General features: G+C 71.3%; 19 protein-coding genes and 1 pseudogene. 8 read left to right on the top strand and 12 right to left on the bottom strand.

Features of this window, described 5'->3' with window-relative positions:
- Positions 1 to 14: 14 nt before the first annotated feature.
- Entirely contained in the window at positions 15 to 1343 is a 1329-nt protein-coding gene (locus ACQUSR_RS16600) for a tetratricopeptide repeat protein (protein WP_431043344.1), read from the bottom strand.
- Between the two features lie 141 nt (positions 1344 to 1484).
- On the opposite strand from ACQUSR_RS16600, the gene ACQUSR_RS16595 reads away from it, so the two are divergent.
- The 4 genes from ACQUSR_RS16595 to fabI all read left to right on the top strand — a co-directional run bounded on the left by ACQUSR_RS16595 (position 1485) and on the right by fabI (position 4252).
- Positions 1485 to 1757 carry a hypothetical protein gene (locus tag ACQUSR_RS16595; protein WP_431043343.1) on the top strand — a complete coding sequence of 91 codons (273 nt, stop codon included), beginning with the start codon at positions 1485 to 1487 and terminating at the stop codon, positions 1755 to 1757.
- Positions 1758 to 1801: 44 nt separating this feature from the next.
- Positions 1802 to 2344 carry a hypothetical protein gene (locus tag ACQUSR_RS16590; RefSeq protein ID WP_431043342.1) on the top strand — a complete coding sequence of 181 codons (543 nt, stop codon included), beginning with the start codon at positions 1802 to 1804 and terminating at the stop codon, positions 2342 to 2344.
- Between the two features lie 149 nt (positions 2345 to 2493).
- The gene (locus tag ACQUSR_RS16585) at positions 2494 to 3480 is read left to right on the top strand and encodes a radical SAM protein (RefSeq protein WP_431043341.1); all 987 of its coding nucleotides are present in this window, start codon (positions 2494 to 2496) and stop codon (positions 3478 to 3480) included.
- Positions 3461 to 4252 carry an enoyl-ACP reductase FabI gene (gene fabI / locus ACQUSR_RS16580; RefSeq protein WP_431043340.1) on the top strand — a complete coding sequence of 264 codons (792 nt, stop codon included), beginning with the start codon at positions 3461 to 3463 and terminating at the stop codon, positions 4250 to 4252. Before ACQUSR_RS16585 ends, fabI begins: the two co-directional genes overlap by 20 nt.
- Before the next feature lie 86 nt (positions 4253 to 4338).
- On the opposite strand, the gene ACQUSR_RS16575 is transcribed toward fabI, so the two are convergent.
- Genes ACQUSR_RS16575 through pdhA form a run of 3 tightly spaced genes read right to left on the bottom strand, consistent with a single transcriptional unit; the run spans position 4339 to position 7998 of the window.
- A complete protein-coding gene (locus ACQUSR_RS16575) occupies positions 4339 to 5805 on the bottom strand; it encodes a dihydrolipoamide acetyltransferase family protein (protein ID WP_431043339.1) in 1467 nt (488 codons plus the stop codon).
- Positions 5806 to 5828: 23 nt separating this feature from the next.
- Entirely contained in the window at positions 5829 to 6809 is a 981-nt protein-coding gene (locus ACQUSR_RS16570; RefSeq protein WP_431043338.1) for an alpha-ketoacid dehydrogenase subunit beta, read from the bottom strand.
- Between the two features lies 1 nt (position 6810).
- The gene (gene pdhA, locus ACQUSR_RS16565) at positions 6811 to 7998 is read right to left on the bottom strand and encodes a pyruvate dehydrogenase (acetyl-transferring) E1 component subunit alpha (protein WP_431043337.1); all 1188 of its coding nucleotides are present in this window, start codon (positions 7996 to 7998) and stop codon (positions 6811 to 6813) included.
- A gap of 323 nt (positions 7999 to 8321) precedes the next feature.
- Between pdhA and ACQUSR_RS16560 the strand changes: the two genes are divergently transcribed.
- From ACQUSR_RS16560 to ACQUSR_RS16550, 3 genes are all read left to right on the top strand, one after another.
- The gene (locus tag ACQUSR_RS16560; protein ID WP_431047633.1) at positions 8322 to 8993 is read left to right on the top strand and encodes a response regulator; all 672 of its coding nucleotides are present in this window, start codon (positions 8322 to 8324) and stop codon (positions 8991 to 8993) included.
- 235 nt (positions 8994 to 9228) lie between these two features.
- Positions 9229 to 9675, top strand: coding sequence for a pyridoxamine 5'-phosphate oxidase family protein (locus ACQUSR_RS16555; RefSeq protein ID WP_431043336.1), 447 nt, complete (start codon positions 9229 to 9231; stop codon positions 9673 to 9675).
- 24 nt (positions 9676 to 9699) lie between these two features.
- The gene (locus ACQUSR_RS16550; protein ID WP_431043335.1) at positions 9700 to 10752 is read left to right on the top strand and encodes a phosphotransferase; all 1053 of its coding nucleotides are present in this window, start codon (positions 9700 to 9702) and stop codon (positions 10750 to 10752) included.
- A gap of 161 nt (positions 10753 to 10913) precedes the next feature.
- On the opposite strand, the gene ACQUSR_RS16545 is transcribed toward ACQUSR_RS16550, so the two are convergent.
- Entirely contained in the window at positions 10914 to 12551 is a 1638-nt protein-coding gene (locus ACQUSR_RS16545; protein WP_431043334.1) for a protein kinase domain-containing protein, read from the bottom strand.
- A gap of 338 nt (positions 12552 to 12889) precedes the next feature.
- Here ACQUSR_RS16545 and ACQUSR_RS16540 point away from each other — a divergent pair, with 338 nt between their 5' ends.
- Positions 12890 to 14584, top strand: a complete 1695-nt coding sequence (locus ACQUSR_RS16540) for a protein kinase domain-containing protein (protein ID WP_431043333.1) — start codon at positions 12890 to 12892, stop codon at positions 14582 to 14584.
- A 194-nt stretch (positions 14585 to 14778) separates the two neighbouring features.
- Here ACQUSR_RS16540 and ACQUSR_RS16535 read toward each other — a convergent pair whose 3' ends face one another.
- From ACQUSR_RS16535 to ACQUSR_RS16505, 7 genes and pseudogenes are all read right to left on the bottom strand, one after another.
- A complete protein-coding gene (locus ACQUSR_RS16535; RefSeq protein WP_431043332.1) occupies positions 14779 to 15483 on the bottom strand; it encodes an NAD-dependent epimerase/dehydratase family protein in 705 nt (234 codons plus the stop codon).
- A gap of 186 nt (positions 15484 to 15669) precedes the next feature.
- Positions 15670 to 16233, bottom strand: a complete 564-nt coding sequence (locus tag ACQUSR_RS16530; RefSeq protein ID WP_304462826.1) for a bacterial proteasome activator family protein — start codon at positions 16231 to 16233, stop codon at positions 15670 to 15672.
- A 182-nt stretch (positions 16234 to 16415) separates the two neighbouring features.
- The gene (locus ACQUSR_RS16525) at positions 16416 to 17144 is read right to left on the bottom strand and encodes an ABC transporter ATP-binding protein (protein WP_431043331.1); all 729 of its coding nucleotides are present in this window, start codon (positions 17142 to 17144) and stop codon (positions 16416 to 16418) included.
- Positions 17145 to 17635: 491 nt separating this feature from the next.
- A pseudogene (locus ACQUSR_RS16520) lies at positions 17636 to 18199 on the bottom strand (PadR family transcriptional regulator); the annotation flags it as partial.
- A gap of 17 nt (positions 18200 to 18216) precedes the next feature.
- Positions 18217 to 18720, bottom strand: a complete 504-nt coding sequence (locus ACQUSR_RS16515; protein WP_431043330.1) for a hypothetical protein — start codon at positions 18718 to 18720, stop codon at positions 18217 to 18219.
- A 296-nt stretch (positions 18721 to 19016) separates the two neighbouring features.
- Positions 19017 to 19994 carry an NAD(P)H-quinone oxidoreductase gene (locus ACQUSR_RS16510; protein ID WP_431043329.1) on the bottom strand — a complete coding sequence of 326 codons (978 nt, stop codon included), beginning with the start codon at positions 19992 to 19994 and terminating at the stop codon, positions 19017 to 19019.
- 366 nt (positions 19995 to 20360) lie between these two features.
- Entirely contained in the window at positions 20361 to 21989 is a 1629-nt protein-coding gene (locus ACQUSR_RS16505) for a molybdopterin molybdotransferase MoeA (protein ID WP_431047631.1), read from the bottom strand.
- Positions 21990 to 22268 lie beyond the last annotated feature (279 nt).

The raw sequence follows: 22268 nt of genomic DNA, 5'->3' as shown, positions 1-22268 counted from the left end.
AGTCTCCTTCACGCTCACGTGGTGGCAGATTCCAACGGCAGCAGCGCTTCCGCGCGCTCCCGGAGTTCTGCCGCCTCGGGCACACTCCGGTGACGGTCCAGACGCGCGTACATGTCCTGCGCGGCCTGCCCCACCTTCACTGACCGGATGCCGTCCGCGCACTCCAGGAACGCCCCCCATGTGGACAGCGCCGCGTCGAGGTCGCCTCGCCGCAGGTGGACCTGGCCCAGGTCGGCAAGAACGATGGCGCGGCTACGCCGACGGTCCAGGCCATGAATGTCCAACGCCTGTCCGAGATAGTCGGTCGCAGCGTCCAGATCGCCGAGTTGGGCGAGGATCATCCCGGAGTGGTGGGCCCATCGGCCGACGCTGAAGTGCGACGCCCACGACTCACCCGGCGGAGCGTCCGGTGCCCGCTCGATGGCGGCTCGGGAGTCGGCCAGCGCGCGGGTGGCCAGCCGGCGGTCGCCGTCCAACGCGGCGGCATCCGCCAACGTGGTCTGGTAGTACGACACAGCACGTGGGTCGTCCAGGTTCTTGGCCTCCTCGACACACTTCTCCGAGATCCGCAGAGCGACAGCCCGGTGCCCGAGGTCGATGGCCTGCACCGCCAGACCGCGCAGGGCGGTCGCCGAGAGTTCCACGTCCCCGGCTTCGGCGGCGAGGCGGTACGCGTGTGCGTAGTACCGCTGGGCCAAGCCATCGTTGCCCTCGTCCTGAGCCATCCAACCGGCCAGATGGACAAGCTGCGACGACGCCGCGAACAGGGCACGCCCGGTGTTCTCGGTGTACGTGCCCTCCAGCCAGGGGCCGACATCTTCGGTCAGGTACCGCACCGCAAGGTGGCGAGCATGGCCGCCTCCCAGCTCGGCGGCCGCATCACCCAGACGCTGCGTCATCTGCCGGATGGCGACGATCTCACCCGAGCCGACTCGAATACTCCGCGCGCGGTTGGCGGTGCGTCGAACGATGCTTTCAGGATCCGGCAGGTTCAAGACGCCGAGGGCGTACGCACCGGTCGCGCCAAGGAAGTTCCGCCGTAGCACGTCGCTCCTTCCCAATTCGAGGACTGACGCCACGGTATCCGCGACCACCGGTTCGGACTCGGCGCGTTCCCCTGCGCGTACCAGCGTTGCATCCAAGTCCAGGACTTCGACGATGAACGGAAGCCAGTAATCCGGCTTCCGTTTGCCCACCATCCACCGGCGGACGGACTGTCGATCGAGCCCGTTGGGCCCTCGCCCTTCCGCGATCCCTAACTCTCTGGCGAGCTTCGCAGGCCCCCAACCTCGTGACTGGCATGCCTGCCGGATTAGCTCGCCGATCTCCAGACCTTCGAACACTTCGCCCCCCATCCCCTTCGGCGGGCCTACACGGGCCTACAGAGGGCCCACAGCCTGGCACCTCCTCACCGTCCGTATCCAGGCATTGACTGAACATCACGCAGACGGTTGGCGGCCATCAAACGGAAAGGCGAATACCGCATGCCAGGCGACAACAAGACACCTGCTCCCGGGGGCACCTGGTCTCCCGTCACGCACACCACCCCGCTCAAGCGGGACGTGATGTATGACCACCGAGCCCAACAGGCCGCCCTCGGTATCGAGATGCACCACACCGATGGCCGCACGACGGAATCGGTCCTGGTCCTCACTCCGGACCAGGTTGAGCTGTACCGCATCCAGCTGGAGCAGGCCATCGAGAAGCGGGAAAAAGCCCGCAGGGCACTCATGGCCGGGCCCACCGTGCGCCGCTGACCGCGCCGAACAAGACCGCGACCAGAACAGGAGGATGTCGGACAGTGGACACACGCAACCGACACAGGAATCAGTGCGAGGAGTACGCCCGTCTGGACCGGCGGCCGTACTTCGAGCGCAAAGCTCGCTACGAGGTGGCGGCCGACCGGATGCGCCGGGGCGGCTTGTGCGATCGCGACATCGTCGTGGACGTAGGAGCCGGGTACACGGAACTCGACGTGTGCCTGCGCGTGGACCACGGCTGGCGCGGACGGTACGTGCCGGTGGACGGCTGGCTCGACGGGACCGATTTGGAGGTCTGGAAGCCCGAAGACACCTTCGGCTGGTTCGCCGCGCTGGAAGTCCTCGAACACCTCAAGGACCCGGGCCGGTTGGTCGAGGAGTTCAAGGCCAAGGCCACCCGTGGATTCGTCATCACCACCCCGAACCCGAACGTCGTGGACGTCCTCGCCATGGACCCCACCCACATTACGCCGCTGAGCCGGGACGTCCTGGAATCGTGGGGGATCTATACGACGGTTCACAAATTCTACGGTCGGCACGAAGACGGCATCGCCGGGCTCTGGACTCGGGAGCCGGTTCGATGACCGCTTCTGCCGCGCGGCGCCGTCTGCTTCCCGTCATCCCCGTGCAAGGGCGGGGTGACGCGGCCCCTCCGCCCGAGGTGGTCCAGCGCGTCAACAGCCTTCCGATCCAGTCCGTTGAAGACGTCCGTGCCCGTTTCCCCCATGTGCCGGTGGAAGAGATTCGAGCCGACGGGCATTTCGGCAACCTGCGGATCCTGACCACCAGCACATGCCGCATGCGCTGCGGCTACCCGGGCGAAGACATCATGTGGTGCCACAACGAGGGAATGGAGCGGAACAAGGTTCCGGAAGCCGACCTCGACCGCATGCTCACCACGGTGGCGTACTTCCGCGCCAACTTCGGCATCGACCACGTCACCCTCGCCGGACTGCAACCCCGCCTGGACGATGACCTGTTGGGCTTCATCGAACGGCTTCGGGCTCAGGGCATCACCAAGGTGTCACTCGTCAGCCACGGCCTGGATCTCGTCCCTTGGCTGCTCCGGCTGAGGTCCGCCGGGCTGTCGGACGTGGTGCTGTCCATCCAGGCGTTCGAGCGTGCCGCGTACGCGGACATCATGGGCGTGGACGCGTTCGACAACGCACTCGCCGTCATCGACGCCTGTCACCGGATGGAACTGCCCATCACGGTCAACCGGGTCCTCCTACGCGGCTACCACAGCGACATCCCCGCCTTCCTCGCCTGGGCCGCTCGGCGGAATCTCCGGGTCCGCCTGTACGACGTGCTCTGGATGCCCGGCCAGGAGGCTCAGTTCCTCACCCACCACGTCTCGTGGCAGGAACTGACCGGCTTGTGGGAGAGCCTGGTCGAACGGATCACGGTGTGGACGTACGGGCTCCCCGGGCGGATCAACATCGTCTTCTGGCTCCGGGGCGGCGGCTCAGTGGAGACCAACGTCAACGCGCCGAAGCGGCAGCACACCACTCCCTTATGCCTGAGCTGCGGCCTCAAGGACGCATGCGCCGAGGGGTGGCTGGGCTGCGGGATCCGCGTCACCGCAGACCAGAAGGTGACCCCTTGCGTGCTCCGGCCCGATCTCGCGCTCCCGCTGCTACCTGACGGTAGCCAATACGTTGGGCCCGCCACGCTGACGACCTACCTCGCCGGGGAGAACCATGAGCCTGCTGGACGGTAAGCGACTGATCATTTCGGGCGTGCTGACGGACGACTCGATCGCCTACGCGGTCGCCGAAACGGCCATGCACGAAGGTGCCGAGGTGCTGCTGACCAACGCTCCCGGGCGCCCCTCATCGATCATGGGCCGGATCGCGAAGCGGCTGCCGGCCGAGCCCGTGGCGCTCGTTCCGGCCGACCTCACCGACGACGGCGGCGTACAGGCCATCCACGACGCGGCGGCCGAGCGGTGGAACGCCGTGGACGGGGTGCTGCACGCTGTCGCCTATGCCCCGGAGGCCGCCCTCGGAGGCAACTTCCTCCACACCGAGTGGGACGACGTGGCAACCGCCGTCAAGGTCTCCGCCTTTTCACTGAAGACGCTTTCGGCGGGACTGCGCCCGCTGATGGAGAAGGCCGACAACGGGGCGTCGGTCGTGAGTCTGGACTTCGACGCGTCCGTCGCGTGGCCCGTCTACGACTGGATGGGCGTGGCGAAAGCGGGGCTGGAGTCCATCACCCGCTACCTCGCCCGGGACCTCGGACCAGCCGGAATCCGGGTCAACACCGTCTCCGCCGGGCCCATCCGGACCATGGCGGGGAAGTCCATCCCAGGCTTCGACCGGCTCGCCGACGCCTGGGGGAGCCGCGCGCCCCTCGGGTGGGATGTGCGGGACGCCGGTCCTGTCGCCGGGACGGTCGCGTATCTCTTCTCGGACCTGTCGCGCGGCGTCACCGGCAGCGTGCTGCACGTGGATGGCGGGTACCACGCCATGGGCGCCGACAAGCGGTGACCGCCGCGCGGTGACAGCCGCAGACGCGGCGAGAGGGGCCGGGAGCGCGGCTGCGCTTCCGGCCCCTCTCGGTGTCGTACGGGCGGCTACGCCCAGGTGATCAGCTTCTTCGGGTTCTCCAGGACCGCCGCGATGTCCGCCAGCACCTTCGAGCCCAGTTCGCCGTCGACCAGGCGGTGGTCGAAGGACAGGGCCAGGGTCGTCACATGGCGTGGCTTGACCTTGCCCTTGTGGACCCACGGCTGGAGCTTGATCGCGCCGAAGGCGAGGATCGCCGATTCGCCGGGGTTCAGGATCGGGGTGCCGGTGTCGACGCCGAAGACGCCGACGTTGGTGATGGTGACCGTGCCACCGGACATGTCCGCCGGGCTGGTCTTGCCCTCGCGGGCGGTGGCGACCAGGTCGGAGAGGGCCTGGGACAGTTCGGGGAGGGCCTTGGTGCCCGCGTCCTTGATGTTCGGGACGATCAGGCCGCGCGGCGTGGCCGCCGCGATGCCCAGGTTGACGTAGTCCTTGTAGACGATCTCCTGGTTGGCCTCGTCCCAGGTCGCGTTGATGTCCGGGTTGCGCCGGATGGCGACCAGCAGGGCCTTGGCGACCAGCAGCAGCGGGTTGACCCGCAGGCCCGCCATGTCCGGGTCCTGCTTGAGGTCCTGGACCAGCTTCATCGTCCGGGTCACGTCCACGGTGATGAACTCCGTGACGTGCGGGGCCGTGAAGGCGCTGGAGACCATCGCCTGCGCGGTGGCCTTCCGTACGCCCTTGACCGGCACCCGGCGCTCGCGGTCCGCGCCGACAGCGGCCGGAGCGGGGGCGGTCACGGCCACGGGCTCGGGGGTCACGGGCACGACGGCCGGGGCCGCCGCCGAGGCCGCCGCGTGCACGTCCTCGCGGGTGATGGTCCCGTCCGGGCCGGTCGGGGTCACCGTCGCCAGGTCGATTCCCAGGTCCTTGGCGAGCTTGCGCACCGGCGGCTTCGCCAGCGGGCGCGCGCCGATCGGCGCGGTGGTGAAGGTCCCGGTGGGGGCGGGGGTAGTGGCCGCGGGGACCGGGGCGGCCGGGGCCGCGCCGTGTCCGTTCAGCTCACTCTGTATCGCGGACGCCGCCCGCCGCTCCTCCGGGGCGGCCCTGCCGGGCACCGGCTTGCGCGGGCGCCGCTTCGTCGACGACGGCGCGGCGCCGTAGCCGACGAGGACCGCCTGGCGGCCCTGCGGCTCCCCCTCCGCCTCCTCCGCCGGCTTCTCGGGAGCGGCGGGCGCGGCCTCCGCCCCGGTACCGGACGGCGTCCCCGCGCCGGGCTGGGTGTCCACCGAAATGATCACTGTGCCGACGTCGACCGTGATGCCCTCGCCGAAGCGCAGCTCGTGCACCACGCCGTCGAACGGGATCGGCAGCTCGACGGCGGCCTTGGCCGTCTCGACCTCGCACACCACCTGGCCGTCCGTCACCGTGTCGCCCGGCGCCACGTACCACTTGAGGATCTCCGCCTCGGTGAGCCCCTCGCCCACGTCGGGCATCTTGAACTCGCGGAAGCGCTGATCGGTTCCAGTCATGGTCACGACTCTCCTCAAGCCCCTCAGTACGCCAGCGCGCGATCGACGGCGTCGAGTACCCGGTCCAGTCCCGGAAGGTACTCGTCCTCCAGCCGGGACGGCGGGTACGGGGCGTGGAAGCCGCCAACCCGCAGCACCGGGGCCTCCAGGTGGTAGAAGCACCGCTCGGTGATCCGCGCGGCCAGCTCCGACCCCATGCCCATGAAGACCGGCGCCTCGTGCACCACCACCAGCCTGCGCGTCTTCTCCACCGACCGCTGCACGGTGTCGAAGTCGATCGGCGACATCGACCGCAGGTCCACGACCTCGATCGACTTGCCCTCCTCGGCGGCGGCCGCGGCCGCGTCCAGGCAGACCTTCACCATCGGCCCGTAGGCCGTCAGCGTGAGGTCGGTGCCCTCGCGGACCACCCGGGCCGCGTGCAGCGGGCCGGGGATGGCGGAGGTGTCCAGCTCGGACTTGTCGTGGTAGCGGCGCTTCGGCTCGAAATAGATCACCGGGTCATCGCTGGCGATCGCCTGCTGCATCATCCAGTAGGCGTCGGACGCGTTCGACGGGGAGATCACCTTCAGGCCCGCGACGTGCGCGAACAGCGCCTCGGGCGACTCGCTGTGGTGCTCGACCGCGCCGATGCCGCCGCCGTAGGGGATACGGATGACGACCGGCATCTTGACCTTGCCCAGCGCGCGGGCGTGCATCTTGGCCAGCTGGGTGACGATCTGGTCGTACGCGGGGAAGACGAAGCCGTCGAACTGGATCTCCACCACCGGGCGGTAGCCGCGCAGCGCGAGGCCGATCGCGGTGCCGACGATGCCGGACTCGGCGAGCGGGGTGTCGATGACCCGCTCCTCGCCGAAGTCCTTCTGGAGGCCGTCGGTGACCCGGAAGACGCCGCCGAGCTTGCCGACGTCCTCACCCATGATCAGGACCTTGGGGTCGTTCTCCAGCGCGGTGCGCAGGGACGCGTTGATCGCCTTGGAGAGCGACATCTTCTGGACAGCCATGTCAGTTGCCCTCCTCGGACGCGGAACCGGACACGGGACCGGACTCGGAATCGGTCACGAACGATGCGTGGTACGCGGCGAACTCGGCGCGCTCCTCGTCGACCAGCATGTGTCCGTCCGCGTAGATGTTGTCGAAGAGCGACATGGGTTCCGGGTCGGGCATCGACCGCACCACGTCGCGCACCCGCTTGGCGAGCGCGTCGCTCTCCGTCTCCAGCTCGGTGAAGAACGCCTCGTCGGCGAAGCCCTCGGCGGTGAGGTAGGTCCGCATCCGCAGGATCGGGTCGCGCGCCTCCCACAGCTCGCGCTCCTCGGAGCTGCGGTAGCGCGTGGGGTCGTCGGAGGTGGTGTGCGCGCCCATGCGGTACGTGAACGCCTCGATCAGGGTCGGGCCCTGGCCGGTGCGGGCCCGCTCCAGCGCCTCCCGGGTGACGGCCAGGCAGGCGAGGACGTCATTGCCGTCCACCCGCACGCCCGGGAAGCCGAAGCCCGCGGCGCGCTGGTACAGCGGCACCCGGGTCTGCTTCTCGGTCGGCTCGGAAATGGCCCACTGGTTGTTCTGGCAGAAGAAGACGACCGGCGCGTTGTACACGGCGGAGAAGGTGAAGGCCTCGTTGACGTCGCCCTGGCTGGAGGCGCCGTCGCCGAAATAGGCGATGACCGCGGAATCCGCGCCGTCCTTGGCCACGCCCATCGCGTATCCCGTGGCGTGCAGCGTCTGCGACCCGATGACGATCGTGTACAGGTGGAAGTTGTTGACCGTGGGGTCCCAACCACCGTGGTTCACGCCGCGGAACATGCCCAGCAGATTGACCGGGTCGACCTCGCGGCACCAGGCGACGCCGTGCTCACGGTAGGTGGGGAAGACGTAGTCGTCGTCGCGCAGGGCCCGGCCGGAGCCGATCTGCGCGGCCTCCTGGCCCAGCAGCGAGGCCCACAGGCCCAGCTCGCCCTGGCGCTGGAGAGTCGTGGCCTCGGCGTCGAAGCGGCGGGTCAGCACCATGTCCCGGTACAGGCCGCGCAGTTCTTCGGGGGTCAGGTCGATGGAGTAGTCCGGGTGCTCGACCCGCTTGCCCTCCGGCGTCAGCAGTTGCACGAGCTGAGGTTCATCCGCCGGGCGTTGCTTAGCGCTGCTGCGCTTGGTGCTGCTGCGGCGTGGCTTGCGCGCGGCAGTGCTGTCCACGGTCACGTGTGCTCCTCCGTCTGTCCGGCCCCCGGGGTCCACCGACGGGCCAGTGCGGCTCGCCTGGGCGGCGATGGCGCACGGGGTGGTGTGCGCCGAGGGCCGGCCAGGCGTGACAGGTGTCCCGGCGGATGCCTGCAAAAAGCACGTTACCCAGTGCTTCACATCTCTGCGAAACCCTTCCTGACCTGCAATTTTGCTTGGATATCCAAGTAAATCGCGAAGGATCGGAAACTTTCACTGGTCAGAGCCCCGCAGGCCCGCGGAACAGCGGCACGTTATCCCGAGGACAAGAGCAAGGGAAGACTTTGTGTGTGAGACTGGATCCCGTGCCCGAAGAAGGAAAAATCACGGTATTTCTCCTTGACGACCACGAAGTCGTCCGGCGTGGCGTGCACGACCTCCTCTCCGCGGAGCCGGGAATCGAGGTGGTCGGAGAGGCGGGGACCGCCGCGGACGCGCTCGTCCGGATCCCGGCCACCCGCCCCGATGTCGCCGTACTCGACGTCCGCCTGCCGGACGGCAGCGGCGTCGAGGTGTGCCGCGAGGTCCGGTCGGCGGACGCCTCCATCCGGTGCCTGATGCTCACGTCCTTCGCCGACGACGAGGCGCTGTTCGACGCGATCATGGCGGGCGCGTCCGGGTACGTGCTCAAGGCGATCCGCGGCGGCGAGCTGCTGGCCGCGGTGCGGGACGTGGCGGCGGGCAAGTCGCTACTGGACCCGGTGGCCACGGCGCGGGTGCTGGAGCGGCTCCGGGAGGGCGCGGGGCCCCGGACCGACGACCGGCTGGCGAACCTCACCGAGCAGGAGCGGCGGATCCTCGACCTCATCGGGGAGGGGCTCACCAACCGCGCGATCGGCGAGCGGCTGCACCTCGCGGAGAAGACGATCAAGAACTACGTCTCCAGCCTGCTGTCGAAGCTCGGCATGCAGCGGCGCTCGCAGGCGGCGGCGTACGTGGCCCGGCTCCAGGCGTCCGGCCCGGGCCCGCAGGACTGAACCGCTCCGGCCCGGGCCCGCAGGACTGAACCGGTCGATCCCGGGCCTGGCCCGCAGGACCGAACCGGTCGATCCCGGGCCTGGCCCGCAGGACCGAACGGCCCCGGCCCCGGCCCTGACCCCGGCCCCAGCCCCAGCCCCGGGGCTGAACCGGTGGCCGGACGGGACCTAAGCCCCGCGACCACGGGCCCGCCGCCCCTACAGACGCCCCCGAGCGCGAGCGCAAGGTGGAGCCATGCCCACCGACAAGCACCGCGATCCCCGCGCCCTGGACCTGCTCCGCCGTACCCGCTACGGCCGGATCTCGGTGAGCATCGGCGCACTCCCCTTCGTGACCGTGGCCCGGCACACCGTCAGCGGCGCCGACGTCCTGCTGCGCCTGCACCGCGGCCACGGCTACCACCGGGCGTGCGACGGGAACGTCGTCGCCTACGGTGTCGACACCGCGGGCGGCGACGGCCCCGCCGGCGCGGCGGCGGCCGATGAGTTCTGGTCCGTGCAGTGCGTGGGCACCGCCCGCGCCGTACGCCCCGAACCCGATGAGCTCACGCGCCTGGGACCGGTCCCCCGGCTGGCCGACGACGCCCCGTACGACCCGGTGTATCTACGTCTGCGACCACGGTTCGTAACCGTCCATCACATCGCAGGTATCGCCGCGTCGCAAGCTGAGCACTCTCCGTGACGCACGTCATTTAACATCTGTCGCGTGCCGCGCTCACCTGTCCCCCTCGCCGAGACCGCCCCTCCCGACGGGACGACACTGCACACCTTGCTGCGGCGCTACGACATCCCCGGCGAGCCGCTCTCGTGCGAGCCGCTCGCCCAGGGCCTGCTCAACCGCGGCTACCGGCTCGCCACCACCCGCGGCCGCTACTTCCTCAAACACCACCTCGACGGCGACCGGGCCGCGATCGCCCGTCAGCACCGGGTGACACTGCGGCTGGACGCCCTCGGGCTGCCGGTCGCGCCGCCCGTCGCCGACACGGGCGGCCGCACGGTCACCGTCATCGACGGCCGTTGCTGGGCGCTGCACCCGTGGATCGACGGACAGCACCGCGACGGCGGTGAACTGACGCACACTCAGTCCGCCCGGCTGGGCGCCCTGCTGGGGCTGGTGCACACCTGCCTGGAAGAGGTCATCGACCCGCGCACGCCCGCGCCCCGGGCGCCGCACGCCCCGGACGAGGCCGGCGCCGACCCCGCGCACACCTTCGCCCTCATCGACCGGCTGCTGGCGCTCGCCCGCGCCCGCCGCGGCCACGACGCGTTCGACGAGCTGGCCGTGCACCGGCTGGTGGAGCGGCGGGAGTTGCTGGAGCGGCACGCGCACCGCCGTCCGGCGGCCGCCGCCGTCCCCGCCACGGGCTGGGTCCACGGCGACTTCCACCCCTTGAACCTGCTCTACCGGGATGCGGAACCCGCCGCGATCGTGGACTGGGACCGGCTGGGCGTGCAGCCGCGCGCGGAGGAGGCGGTACGGGCCGCCGCGATCTTCTTCGTCCGGCCCGGCGGCACGCTGGAGCTGACCAAGGTGCGCGGATACGCCCGCGCCTACCGCCGCACCACGGGCGCCGGGCCCGCCGAACTGGCCGCCGCCGCACACCGGGTGTGGTGGGAACGGCTCAACGACTTCTGGATGCTGCGCTGGCGCTACCAGTTGGGGGACCGGCGCGCGGACCACCAGTTCCCGGCGGCCGCGGCGCTCGCGGTGTGGTGGACGCGGGAGTACGACGCGGTGCGCGAGGCGTTCGCGGGCTGACCGGCCCGCGAAGCCCGCGAACCACCGAGTCGGCCCCGTACGTCTCCGGGCCCCCGTACGTCTCCGGTCCCCGTGCATCTCCGGGTCCCCGTACATCTCCGGGTCGGCGACGCACGCGGCCGAAGGCGGTCGTCAGGGGCCGATTCGGTCGAAGGCCGTCGTCAGGGGCCCACTCCGCCGTCTTCGCCACCCGTCACGCCACCGGTGTCCGTCGGGTCGGTGGGCTCGGTCGGCGGATCGGTCGGCTCCGTCGGCGGATCGGTCGGCTCGGTCGGCGGGTCCGTGGGCTCGGTCGGCGGGTCCGTGGGCTCCGTCGGCGGATCGGTCGGCTCCGTCGGCCCCGTGCTCGGGGTCTGGGTGTCGTACGTCGGCCCCGTACTCGGCGTGTAGCCGCCCGTGTTGCCGCCCGTGTCCCCCGGCTGCTGGGTCTGCGTCGGCGTCTCGGTCGGCTTCCTCGTCGGGTCCTTGGTGCTGGAATGCGACGTGGACGGGCCCGGCTTGTCCCTGCCGGGGTCCTTCTTGTTGCCGTCGAGGTCCAGCGCGAACGCGACGCCCGCCGCGATGGCGATCACCGCCAGCACGACCAGCAGCACCACCTTCCCGCGGCCGCGGCGGCCGCCCCCGCCCCGCCCGGACCCGTCGTCGTACCCGTCATAGCCGTCGTATCCGCCGTCGTCCCCGTAGCGACCGGCCACGGCCGGCTGCTGCGAGGTGTCCCCCTGGCCGGGGTGCGGCAGGGCCGTGGTGCCGGGCAGGCCCATCGCCGCGGTCGAGCCGCCCAGGTGCTGGGGGATCGGCCCGGTGTTCCACGTACCGGTGTGGCCACCGGCCTCCTGGAGCATCTGCAGCGCGTACTGCACCAGGCCGCGCATCTCCTCCGCGCTCTGGAACCGGTCGTCCGGGTCCTTGGCGAGCGCGCGCATCACCATCCCGTCCAGCTCCGGCGGCACCGCGCCGTCGGAGATCTCCGACGGCGGCACCGGCACGTCCTGAACGTGCTGGTAGACCACCGACAGCGGGGTCTCGCCGACGAACGGCGGGCGCAGCGCCAGCAGTTCGTACAGCAGGCAGCCGGTGGCGTACAGGTCCGAGCGGTGGTCCACGGCCTTGCCGAGGGCCTGCTCGGGGGAGAGGTACTGGGGCGTGCCCATGACCATGCCGGTCTGGGTCATGGTGGTGGACGACGCGCCGTGCAGGGCACGGGCGATGCCGAAGTCCATGACCTTCACCGCGCCGCTGTTGGTGATGATCACGTTGGCGGGCTTGATGTCGCGGTGCACGATCCCGTGCTGGTGGCTGTAGGCCAGCGCCTCCAGCACCCCGGAGACGATGATCAGCGCCTGCTCCGGCGGCGGCGCGTCGGCGTTGATCAGCAGATCCCGGATGGTCCGGCCCTGGACCAGCTCCATCACGATGTACGGGACGGTGTGCTGGCCGCCTGCCGCGGAGCCGCTGTGCAGCACCGTGTCCTCGCCGGAGTCGTAGACGGCGACGACGGCATGGTGGTTGAGCCCGGCGACCGACTGCGCCTCGCGCGTGAACCGGGCCTTGGAGACCGGGTCCTCGGCCAGGTCGGCGCGGAGCAGCTTCACCGCGACCGTACGGCCCAGGCGGACGTCCTCGGCGGCGAAGACCTCGGCCATGCCGCCGCGGCCGAGCCGGTGGGTGAGGCGGTAGCGGCCGTCGCCGACCAGACCACCATTCCCCCAGATTTCCGGCGAATCGGGCATTCCATTGCCCCCCACGGCGCCCCCAGCATCAGGTTCGGAGGGCCCTTGGGCGCTCTGGGTCTGTGCCATCGGTCCTCGCCGTCGTGATCTGTCCGCTTGCGCGGGCGGTATACGGTGCTCCGGCTCTTCACGCTACAGGCTCCGCGCCGTACTCCGGTCCGGGATGGACCGGTCATCAAACCCGTTACGGGGTAAGCGACGCAAATCACGTGGTGGCTTCTTGCGCATCCGGTCACGGATCGGGCACGCGGCTTGACGTGTCCGTGGCCTGCGGCAGACTTGGCGAAGATATCGGGAACAGCGAGATCAAGACACGGCGATCACCAAGATCACGGTCAGCGACTCAACAGGACGATCAGAGCGCGGATCCATGCGTCAGGGCAGTGCGCCGAGGGGGAAGTAAAACAATGAGCCAGCACGGCGCACAAGGCCGCTTCGCGGGCCAGTCGATCGGCGGCGGCCGGTACCAGCTCCAGGATCTGCTCGGCGAGGGCGGCATGGCGTCGGTGCACCTCGCCTACGACACCGCGCTGGACCGGCAGGTCGCCATCAAGACCCTGCACACCGAGCTCGGGCGCGAGCAGTCCTTCCGCGAGCGCTTCCGGCGCGAGGCGCAGGCCGTGGCCAAGCTCTCGCACACCAACATCGTCTCGGTCTTCGACACCGGCGAGGACGACATCAACGGCTCCCTGATGCCGTACATCATCATGGAGTACGTCGAGGGCCAGCCGCTGCGCTCGGCGCTCGACACCGACGTCCAGCAGTACGGGGCGATGCCCACCGACAAGGCCCTGAAGATCACCGGCGATGTGCTCGCCGCTCTCGAGGTCAGCCACGAGATGGGCCTGGTCCACCGCGACATCAAGCCCGGCAACGTGATGATGACCAAGCGCGGTGTGGTCAAGGTCATGGACTTCGGTATCGCGCGCGCCATGCAGTCCGGCGTCACGTCGATGACGCAGACCGGCATGGTCGTGGGCACCCCGCAGTACCTCTCGCCCGAGCAGGCGCTGGGGCGGGGCGTGGACGCGCGCAGCGACCTGTACTCGGTCGGCATCATGCTCTTCGAGCTGCTGACCGGACGGCTGCCGTTCGACGCGGACTCGCCGCTGGCCATCGCGTACGCGCACGTGCAGGAGGAGCCGGTCGCGCCCTCCACCATCAACCAGTCCATACCGCCCGCGGTGGACGCGCTGGTGGCCCGCGCGCTGAAGAAGAACCCCAACGAGCGCTTCCCCACCGCCGAGTCGATGCGCGACGAGTGCGAGCGGGTCGGCCGCACCGGCCAGACCGGCACCTCGCCGATCATCATCACCGGCGGGCCGCCGGCGCGCAGCGGCGCGGGTGTCGGCTCGGCGGTCTTCCCGCCGCTGGACACCCCGGCCCCGGGCGCGCAGGGCGTGCAGACGCCGTACCAGCCGCAGCCGGGCGCCGGCCAGTACCAGGGCGGCTTCGGGCCCTCCACCCCGCCGCCGACCGCCCCCCACCAGCAGGCGTTCGCGGCTTCGGCACCCGCGCAGGCGCAGGCGCCCACGGTGTCGTACCCCGGCGGGGCTTCGACCCCGCCGCCGTACAACGTCACGCCCACCCCGGCCGCGTCCGGCGGCAGCGGCGGAGGCAGCGGGAGCGGGAGCGGGAGCGGTGACAACGGCAACAAGAAGGTGATCATCGGCTCCGCGGTGGTCGCGGCGCTGGCGGTGCTCGGCGTGGTGCTGGTCATCGCGCTCAGCGGCGGCGGCAAGGACGACGACGAGCCGGAGGCCAAGCCGACGCCGACCAAGAGCGCCACGCCGTCCGGCTTCAACCCGGGGAACGACGTCAAGAGCAAGACGATCGACCCCGAGGAATGCACGGAAGCCGACACGGTCTACGACGACGACGACGCCATCCGGCTGCCGAACTTTCAGTTCAAGTTCGACGAGTCCGTGAAGAAGTGCATCACGGACGCGGGCTGGAAGTACAAGGTCACTCCGAAGAACGAGGCCGTCTGGGGCAAGGGCTCGGTGCTCGACTACTCCCCCAAGGGCACCTACGACGACAAGTTCATTCCGGACACCAACAACGTGATCGAGCTGGTCGTCTCCACGGGCATCCCCGAGTAAGCACGGCGAGCTTCGGCTGTGAGCCTTGCGCCATGGGCCCGGCACGCACTGTGCGTGCCGGGCCCATGGCGTTTGCGGTCACTGGGTCTGGTGCGGAGGGTCTGGTGCGGAGAGTCTGGTGCGGAGGCTTCGGTCGGGTGGCCGGTCGACGATCAGCGGTCGGCGGTCGGCGGTCGGCGGTGAGTGGTCGGCGGTCACCTGTCGGCGGTGAATCCCGTGCGCCAGCTCGGGTGGAGCGGACGCCAGCCACGGGAGCGCGCCAGCGCGTTGTCCGCGCCCCGCTGCCAGCCCTCACGCCCCTCGGCGGGGGCGGCCGCCGGGGCGTCAGTGGCGCGGCCGCGCAGCAGAGCCTCGACGGGCCCGCCGGGCGCGTACCAGGTACCGGGGCCGTAGAACTCGCCGTACCGCAGGATGACGTACTCCGGCAGTTCGGCGCACGCCTCCTCCAGGGCCCGCAGACTGCCGCGCATCGCGGCCCGTCGGCCCGGGGTGGCATCCAGCGGGGTGCGCTCGTCGGCGGGCCCGTCACCCGGCTCGTACGCGAAGGCCAGCGACTGCGCGACGATGCGGGTGACTCCGGCACGCTTGGCCGCGCCCACCAGGTTGCGGGTGCCTTCGCGGCGGATCCGCCCGTTGGCGGCGGGGTCGCCGTACGCGAGGTCGGTGAGCTGGTGGACGACCACGTCGGGGGCGGCGGCCGCGACCGCCCGGTCCACGGCGGCCGCGTCGTAGACGTCCATGGGTACGGCGGTGACGCCCTGCGCCCTCAGCCGGGCCAGGCCCTCGGGTGTACGGGAGGACGAGGTGACGTGGTGCCCCGCGGCCAAGAGGAGCGGGACGAGGCGCCGCCCCACGGCGCCCGTCCCACCGGCGACGAAGATGCGCAGCTGATCACTCATGCGGCCAGCCTAGGAAGGGGGCGGCGCATGGGCATGGGGGACTGAGGGGCCGATTCCATGGGCCAATGCGCGGTCGCGTGCGGCCCTGGCCCGCACTGCCAGAGGCCCGGATCCGCACTGTCAGAGGTACGGACCCGCACTGTCAGAGGTACGCGTTCGCACGGTCAGAGGTACGGACCCGCTCCGTCAGAGGTACGGGCCGGACCGCGCACCACCGTGGTGCGGCCCGTGCTCGTCGTCCTCGCCGCCCGCGATACCCGCCGGCAGCGCGCGGCGCATCTGCTCCAGCTGCGCGCGGGCCGCCATCTGCTGGGCGAACAGTGCCGTCTGGATCCCGTGGAACAGGCCCTCAAGCCAGCCGACCAGCTGTGCCTGGGCGATCCGCAGCTCCGCCTCGGTCGGCACGGCCTCGTCCGTGAAGGGCAGCGAGAGCCGCTCCAGCTCCTCGATGAGCTCCGGCGCCAGGCCGTCCTCCAGTTCCTTGACCGAACTGGAGTGGATCTCCTTCAGCCGGACCCGGCTGGCCTCGTCGAGAGGCGCCGCCCTGACCTCTTCCAACAGCTGCTTGATCATGCTGCCGATCCGCATGACCTTCGCGGGCTGCTCGACCATGTCCGTCACGGGAACCTCGCGGGACTCGTCGTCACTGCTGCCGTCGCCTGCTCCGGCGCTGCCGAGGGCCATGCCGTCCGGGCCGACGACCAGGACGTGCGGGCTCTCCTGCGACCGTTCGTTCATCGGCTGGTTCATGTGGCCATTCTCTCGCACCTGTGGTTCGGGTCGATGATGCCCCCGTTCCCAGCTGATCCACCGCTTTTCGGCCGATGCCGACACACTGCCGGAACGTGCGACTGAGCGGGTGGGGCTGGTGGGGCTGGTGGTGGGGCCGACGAGGCTGGTGAGCGGGTGGAGGAAGCGGGTGGGGAGACCCGTCACCGGTGCGCCTCGGCGGACAGCAGCCACTCGGCGGAAGTGGACAGGGTCTGGCCCACCATCGCCCCGTCGCGTAGGAAGACGACCCTGTCCGCCCAACCGGCGTACCTGGCCTCGTGCGTGACGATCACCGCCGCTGCGCCCGCGTCGCACCGGACCCGCAGCAGCGCCATCACCGACTCCCCCGTCTCGGGGTCCAGCGCTCCGGTCGGTTCGTCCGCCAGCACCAGTCGGCGGTGGCCGACGAGCCCGCGGGCGATGGCGACACGCTGCCGCTGGCCGCCGGACATCTCGTCAGGGAACCGGCCCGCCACGGCGGACAGGTCCAGCTCGGCAAGGGTGGCGAGCGCCTCCCGGCGGGCCTCGCCGTCCGGGACACCGTCGCGTGTGCGCGGCAGGGCGATGTTCTCGGCGGCGGTGAGGGTCGGGCTGAGGTCGTCTCCCTGGGCGACGTAGCCGATGCACCGGCGGCGTACGGCCGCGAGCCGGGTACGGCTGAGCCGGGCGAGGTGCTCCCCCGCGACGACGACCTCACCGCTGGTCGGCTGGTCGAGGCCGCCCGCGAGGCTGAGGAGGGTGGACTTCCCGGAGCCGGACGGCCCCATGACGGCGACGAGTTCGCCGGGAAACACGTCGAGATCGATGCCACGCAGGGCGTGCACCACGGCGGCGCCGCTGTCGTGAATCCGGGTGAGCGCTGTCAGTCGGAGGACGGGCTGCTCGGTCATATGCGGTTGTTCCCCCTGGTCCGCTGGTGCCTGGTCCATTGGTCCGTTGGTCAGACGGATGTCGCGGTCGGGCGATCGGTTCAGTGGTGCCGCGAGAATGCGCGTTTTTCGCCGGGCGAGGGGGCGTCCCGCCGTCGGCCGCGCACGCGGTGGCGCGTCGGTGTACGGCAGTCTCATGCGCGGAGACGTACGGAGACGTAGGGAGGCGTAGGGAGGCTTACGGAGGCTTACGGAGACGTAGGAGGCGTACTCAGACGTCAGGTACGGAGGCTTACGGAGACGTCACCTGCCGCGGCGTCACGAACCGCGACGGCGTCCCCGGACGGGCGCGCGCCGTCCGCACACGGGTCCCCGGCACCCTCCGGGGCGCCCTCCGAGGTGCCCTCACGGTCCGCACCGTCCGCGCCGTCCAGACTGTCCGCTCGATCCTCTCCGTCCTCTCCGCCTTCTCCATCCTCTCCGTCCTCCCTCAGGGCTTCCTCGGACTCATCGGGCGCGGGCGCCCGGCCCGTTTCCCGATCCGCCAGCTCGGCCGTCAGGCGTACCAGGCGGGACTCGCAGCGGTCGAGCCAGCGGGCCTCCGCCTCGGCCTGGAAGATGAGCTGTTCGAGAACGAGCAGCCAGGCCACGTCGTCCCGGGTGGCCGGTTTCAACGCACGCGCCTTGAGCCGGGTGTAGTCCTGCATGGCCCTGACGGTGTGGTGGCGCTGCTTCTGGATCACGGCGCGGATATCGACGCCAGGGGAGCCGACGGCCATCGCCAGCTTGATCGCGAGTTCGTCACGGGGCGGGCTGGTGCGGTCGACGGGCGTCTCGTACCAGGCGCGCAGGGCGGTCCTGCCCTCGTCGGTGATGGAGTAGAGCGTGTGGCCCGCCGCGTCCTCGCCGCCCTGGACGACCAGACCGTCCCGCTCCAGGCGTGCGAGGGTCGTATAGACCTGTCCTACGTTGAGCGGCCAGGTGGCCCCGGTCCGCGACTCGAACTCCGTGCGGAGCTGGGAGCCGTAACGGGGGCCCCGCTCCAGCAGGGCCAGCAGTCCGTGGCGAATCGACATATCGAGTAGGTATACCGTCAGCGGCGCCTGAGCCGCAGTCCGAAGTACGCGAGCCCGAGCCCCGCGAGAGCCATTCCGGTACCGAGCGGCAGCACCCGCATCGCCCGGCCGCTGGTCGGCCCGTCGGCCTTCCGCCGCTGGCCGGCAGCGGGTCCGGTGGTGGACCCGGCGGCGCGTTCGGAGGCCGCTTCGCCAACGCCGCCAACGGGATCGCCTACGGGGTCGCCTACGGGTTCAGCGGCACGCTCCGCGGCGTACCGAGGCCGGTCCGCGGGCGCCGTGGCGGCGGGCGGGACAGCGGGCCGGGCCGATCCATGGACGGTGCCGCCCTGCTCGTCGTCGGCCATGGGCGGGACGGCGGGGGCTGCCGAACGGCCGGGGTGGGCGCGGCCCGCGCCCGGACGGTTGCCCGCGAGGTCGCCTCGGTCGTCGGCGGCGGCGAGCGGGGCCGAAACGGAGAGCGAGAGAACAGCAGCCAGTAGGCCGACCACCAAACGTCGCGAACCAATCACTGCCGCCACGCCGTCATCCCTCCCGTGCCCGAAGCCGCCAGGTGACGGGTACAGGGTCACACGAGCGAATTCCTCCGGCATCTCGGGAACAGCTCGCCGGACGAGGGGCCGGGAGGAGACCGACCAGGCGCGGGCCGCGGGGGCAACCAGCCTGGGGAGCCGCCCCGCCGGGGGGCCGACCAGCCCGGGGGCCGACCAGCCCGGGGGCCGACCAGGCGCGGGGGCCGACCAGGCGCGGGGCCGCCGGAGGGCAACCCGCCCGGGGACCGACCCGCCGGGGGGGGCGACCAGCCCGGGACAGGCGACTAGGCCGTCAGAAGCACCTTGCCCACGTGCGCACCCGCGTCGAGCACCCGGTGCCCCTCCGCCGCCTCACGCAGCGGAAGCGTACGGTCCACGACCGGCCGGACCCGCCCCGTCTCGATCAGCGGCCAGACGTGCTCCCGTACCGCCGCAACGATCGTCGCCTTCTCGGCCAGCGGCCGCGCACGCAGCGAGGTGGCCGTGACGGCGGCACGCTTGGCCAGCAGCGTGCCCAGGTTCAACTCGCCCTTGACGCCGCCCTGCAGGCCGATGATCGCGAGTCGGCCGTTGACAGCAAGCGCCTTCACGTTCCGATCGAGGTACTTCGCCCCGATGATGTCGAGGATGACGTCCGCACCCGCCCCCGCCGTGGCCTCGCGGATCTCCTCCACGAAGTCCTGTTCGCGGTAGTTGATGAGGATGTCGGCACCGAGCTTGCGGCACTGGTCGAGCTTGTCCGCGCTCCCGGCCGTCACCGCCACCCGCGCCCCGACCGCCTTGGCCAGCTGAATGGCCAGGGTGCCGATACCGCTCGCGCCGCCGTGCACCAGCAGCGTCTCTCCGGGCCGGAGATGGGCGACGAGGAAGATGTTCGACCACACGGTGCAGGCGACTTCAGGCAGCGCGGCAGCTGTGACGAGGTCGACGCCGACCGGAACGGGGAGCAACTGCCCGACGGGGACGGCGACCTTCTCGGCGTAGCCGCCGCCTGCCAGCAGCGCGCACACCTCGTCGCCGACGGCCCATCCGGTGACGCCCGGGCCGAGCGCGGCGATCCGGCCCGAGCACTCCAGTCCGGGGTATGGGGAGGCGCCGGGCGGCGGATCGTAGAAGCCCTGGCGCTGCAGCAGGTCGGCACGGTTGACGGCGCTGGCCGCGACGTCGACCAGAACCTCTCCCTCACCGGGCACGGGATCGGGGACCTCGGCCCAGACGAGGGCTTCGGGGCCGCCGGGTTCGGGGATGGTGATCGCATGCATGGCGGCGAGGCTACTCCTGATGCCGATCCGGCCACCCGCGGTCCACCACCGGGCGCCCGCCCAACGTCCGGATTCCGGAGTCCGGATTCCGGATTCCGGATTCCTGTCCCCGCCGCCCCGGGCCTTCGGTGCCGCGATGAGCTGATGCCGGTCAACCCGCCACCCGGTCGTCCGCCCGCCGGTCCGACCCTGCCGCCCGCCGGTCCGACCCCGTCGCCCACCGGTCCGGCCCCGTCGCCCACCGGTCCGGCCCGCCGTCCGCCGGGCCGCGCCCCTGACTGCCCGTAACGAGGGCACACCGGCGACCCCCGAGGCGGGAAGGGGTGGGACCCCCGTGCAGACAGCCTCACACGCGTGCAGGCAGCCTCACGCGACATCGTCAGGCCTACGCGCGCGAGCGGTACGAGGCGGGCCGGCCGGCGGCACGGTGAACGGCATACCGGCGGCCGTGATGGAGGGCGCGGCCGGAGGCACCGACGCCGCCCATGGCAGATGGAGCACCTCGGCCCGGGCGCCGCGCTCCGCCCCGCCCGGCGGGACGACGGCGAGGCCGTCGGCGACCGCTATGCCGCGCAGCATCGCCGGACCATGGAAGCGCAACGGTTCCGCCTCGCCGCTCCGGTAGCAGACGGGTACGAGCCGGGTGTCCCGCGGATGCCCGGGCACGGCCGCGGAGAGCGGCGCGGTCACGGGCGAGGGCACCCTCGCCGCACTCCCGGTCTCGGCCGCGGCCGGATTCGCAGCCCCAGCCCCAGCCCCAGCCCCCGTCGCACCCGCACCCGCACCCGCAGGCGCTGCCGCCGTCGAGGAAACGGCCGTCTGCGCGCGCGACACCACAGGGGCAACCGGGAGACGACCCGAGAGCGTACGCAACAGCGGCTCGGCCAGCGTCAGCAGGCCGGAGACAGCTGCCAGCGGATTCCCCGGCAGCCCCACCAAATGCTTGCCCGGCGCGATCCGGGCCAGCAGCATCGGATGCCCCGGCCGCACGGCGACGCCGTCGACCAGCAGCTCGGCCCCGAACCGCCGCAGCATCGGGTGGACATGGTCGACCGGGCCGGAAGCGGTTCCTCCGGTAGTGACGACGACGTCGGCGGTCGAGACGTCGACGGCGGCGTACAACGCCCCGACCTCGTCCGCCACATGACGTGTCGCCAGGACGTCGGCGCCCAGGGCTGTCAGCCACGGCCCGAGCATCGGCCCGAGAGCGTCCCGGATCCGGCCGTCCTGGGGGAGCCCCTCGGTCAGCAACTCATCACCGAGGACCAGGACTTCCACCCGCGGGCGGGCGACCGTGACCAGTTCGTCGTAACCCGCGGCCGCGGCCAGCCCCAGGACAGCGGCGGTCACCAGCGTCCCGGCGGACAGCAACTCGTCCCCGATACGGCACTCCTGGCCCCGCGGCCGGATGTCCTGCCCGTGCACCACCGGGTGCCCGGCGACGGCACGCAGCCAGGCCGCCGCCCCAGGGCTCTCGGGCGCGCTGGAGCCCTCGTCCGTGATCGTGCCGTGCTCGCTGCGCACGACGGCCGTGGCTCCCATGGGAACGCGGGCACCGGTCGCGATACGCACCGCATACCCGTCCGGAAGCGGGGCAGACAGTTCCTGACCTGCGAGGATGCTCTGCTCTTGGTCGGGCACCCGCCATGGGCCGGGACCGGCCACGGCCCAGCCGTCCATGGCGGAGGTGTCGAAGGAAGGCAGGTCGGTCAGAGCGGTGAGGGGAGCGGCGAGAACGTGCCCGAGCGCGCCGCCGAGCGGGCGTACGGCGGAGCCCAGGGGTGCCGCGGCACCGGCGGCGACGGCTCGGGCCTCCGCCCACGCGATCCCTTCACGATGGGCCCTTGCCCCGCCGCCGGAGCGACCCGAACCCGAACCTTCACCTGGTCCTGAACCGGCCACGAAACCGGAATCCGACCCCGACCGCGAACCTGAGCCCGACCCCGAACCCGAACCCGAGCCCGAATCCGGACCGGAACCCGGCTCCTCCCCCAAAGGAGAACCGCAGGCGGGAGCCGCACCGCTCCCGGTACGGACAGATGCGGACTCATCCCACGGCTCCCACGAAAGCCGCTCGCGCTGCTCGTGCCACACATGCCGCTCGTGCCGTTCGTCCCGCTCTTCCCACGGATCCCAGTCGGCCCGCGCGGCCCGCCCGGCGCTGCCACCCGCGTCGGAGCGCCCATCGGAGCCCCCATCGGAGCGCGCACCCGGCGTACTGGAGCACACACAGGACCGGTCACCACCGGCGACCGCACCAGACCGGTCACCAGC

The sequence above is a fragment of the Streptomyces sp. P1-3 genome (assembly GCF_050613155.1).
Taxonomy (GTDB): domain Bacteria; phylum Actinomycetota; class Actinomycetes; order Streptomycetales; family Streptomycetaceae; genus Streptomyces.
The sequence above is the reverse complement of the archived record's forward strand: the minus strand, read 5'-3'. Positions and strand labels throughout refer to the sequence as shown.

Excerpts from the sequence above, each read along its gene's own strand:
- ACQUSR_RS16595 (WP_431043343.1), top strand. The coding sequence starts at position 1,485 with ATGCCAGGCGACAACAAGACACCTGCTCCCGGGGGCACCTGGTCTCCC.
- fabI (WP_431043340.1), top strand. The coding sequence starts at position 3,461 with ATGAGCCTGCTGGACGGTAAGCGACTGATCATTTCGGGCGTGCTGACG.
- ACQUSR_RS16575 (WP_431043339.1), bottom strand. The coding sequence starts at position 5,805 with ATGACTGGAACCGATCAGCGCTTCCGCGAGTTCAAGATGCCCGACGTG.
- ACQUSR_RS16570 (WP_431043338.1), bottom strand. The coding sequence starts at position 6,809 with ATGGCTGTCCAGAAGATGTCGCTCTCCAAGGCGATCAACGCGTCCCTG.
- ACQUSR_RS16555 (WP_431043336.1), top strand. The coding sequence starts at position 9,229 with ATGCCCACCGACAAGCACCGCGATCCCCGCGCCCTGGACCTGCTCCGC.
- ACQUSR_RS16545 (WP_431043334.1), bottom strand. The coding sequence starts at position 12,551 with ATGGCACAGACCCAGAGCGCCCAAGGGCCCTCCGAACCTGATGCTGGG.
- ACQUSR_RS16540 (WP_431043333.1), top strand. The coding sequence starts at position 12,890 with ATGAGCCAGCACGGCGCACAAGGCCGCTTCGCGGGCCAGTCGATCGGC.
- ACQUSR_RS16535 (WP_431043332.1), bottom strand. The coding sequence starts at position 15,483 with ATGAGTGATCAGCTGCGCATCTTCGTCGCCGGTGGGACGGGCGCCGTG.
- ACQUSR_RS16530 (WP_304462826.1), bottom strand. The coding sequence starts at position 16,233 with ATGAACCAGCCGATGAACGAACGGTCGCAGGAGAGCCCGCACGTCCTG.
- ACQUSR_RS16525 (WP_431043331.1), bottom strand. The coding sequence starts at position 17,144 with ATGACCGAGCAGCCCGTCCTCCGACTGACAGCGCTCACCCGGATTCAC.
- ACQUSR_RS16510 (WP_431043329.1), bottom strand. The coding sequence starts at position 19,994 with ATGCATGCGATCACCATCCCCGAACCCGGCGGCCCCGAAGCCCTCGTC.